This is a genomic window from Bartonella sp. MU70NMGDW (assembly GCF_042194085.1).
Classification (GTDB): Bacteria; Pseudomonadota; Alphaproteobacteria; order Rhizobiales; family Rhizobiaceae; genus Bartonella; species Bartonella grahamii.
The window spans coordinates 1-1,862 of the sequence record NZ_JBHIMK010000232.1 but is presented as its reverse complement, the minus strand read 5'-3'; the positions used below and the strand labels follow the sequence as shown (position 1 = coordinate 1,862).

The 1,862-nt window shown below is 31.6% G+C and carries 1 protein-coding gene; it reads left to right on the top strand.

The window, feature by feature from the left end; all coding sequences use genetic code 11:
- Window positions 1-82: 82 nt before the first annotated feature.
- Window positions 83-247: a hypothetical protein gene (locus tag ACFIKE_RS10000; protein WP_375649687.1), complete on the top strand. Its 165-nt coding sequence runs from the start codon at window positions 83-85 to the stop codon at window positions 245-247.
- The last annotated feature ends 1,615 nt before the right edge of the window (window positions 248-1,862 follow it).

Below are 1,862 nucleotides of genomic sequence, written 5' to 3'. Positions count from 1 at the left end.
AACTAAGTTTCACTGTCGCTCATCAGAATTTTCATACTTTTAATAAAAACACTGGAAAGCGCACAAATAATAAGTAATTTATGTGACACGACTTTCTTTTATGCCGCGTCATGATAATGTTGCGTTTCGACTTTCTCGATTACATTTACAAAATCAGGTTGTAACCGATGGGATTAAAAATAAAAATTTAAAAGTTTTGGTAATGATCCATTGTCCCATGGCGCTGAGAATGCCAAAATATTTATAGGAAGAAAATTTGTATTTTAACGGTCTGTAAGAAGAATATTATTTTAAAACATCATTTTAATTACAAAAAACAATACATTATCGCATGTTTCTTGATGTAATAGTTTATATATCTTATAAAAAGTAAATGGGAGTAATACAGAGAAAAAATGATTCACAGATGAGAGGGGATGCGCCCCATATCTTAGCTTTGATCCCTAACATAAGAAGTCTATTTGATCCACAAAATACGACGCTGTTCTAAATAATCTGTACGAGAATAGGCACATTATATTTTACCGCTGACCATATGATCTAAAATGGTTTCAGAGCTCCTATAAGAAGCATTTGTTTTTTCTACTAATCAAATAAATTATAGAGAAACCTGTGCGGGCATGCTGCAAGTTTATTTTTTCTCATGTAAATTACTATGCAATTCTCAGCGAGGGTATCCGATCAGTTGCAAAAGAAATCACTGAGAGATAGAAGGCGCGCTTGTTTTAGAATTTTCATTACTTTTAACGATAAAAGAAGATGAAACACATCTGTAACATCCCATCGATCTTTCTATATTCTTGAGTTAAAAATTGCCTGTAGATTATCCTCAAACAGATCTTTATGAATATAACATAAGGGATCGGTGCGAACACCTATAAGAATCAGCAGGGACAAAGACAGTTATATTGTTGTTTTGCAAAGCATTTTATAAAAGCTGGTATATTTTTTCAATATATTGCCAGTCCATTAATGGTTTTATCATATTGCTTTCTTATAAAGCGTGTGCTTTTTTGTTGCTTATAAATCAACCTAAACTTTATACAGCAGTATGTTTGAGACAAATATGAAGACGGTTCAGTGCTTTATTCAGTTGTGTATGCCAGAGTAGAATGAGCTTATCTGCTTGTGTAATTTCTAAAATGAGGGGACTGCTTAATTTAGGGGAACATGAAAGCATCAAGATAAAAATAGATCTATCCTTAGCATCATCTTTTAATTTAGTATTGCGATTTTCAAAATATCTAAGCCAATGTCTCTTACATAATGGCGATTAAGTATTGCCGAACACATTTTTTCACGTAGTCGTTTATGAGTAATATAACATAAAATCCACTGTGTATCTCCATCTTTATGCTTATAAAAATGCAAGCTTTGGCCATCATCATACTCTCTTTCAGTCTCCAACATTGCAACAATTATTGTGTTGAGACTTTTCATAAGAGGAATTTTTTTCTTCAAGTAGTTTTTATTCATACACTAATTTTACTTGCATGTTATAAATGGAGTTGGATAGATAAAAATACTTTAAGAAAGAGACACCAAATGCTTCTTATGAATCGTTTCAAGTGTCGAGAGTTATTGTAAAAGAAGCATTGAAAAGTCGAGTGCTACTGCTGATAGTTTGGGCACCATGAGGCAATAAATCCACTTACTTTATCTATCTTAGCATCTATTGAGTATAAATTTCTCTGTAAAAGTAACTTTATTTCATATCAATGTTATCAATTATAGATATTGGGTATCATTAGTAACATAATCATAGACTTACGATTTTATGAACTCTTTTTTATCTCTTTTGTAGAAGATCTTAATGTTTTGTGATGGCATCAATGATGGTATTCACATTATGTTCCATCATA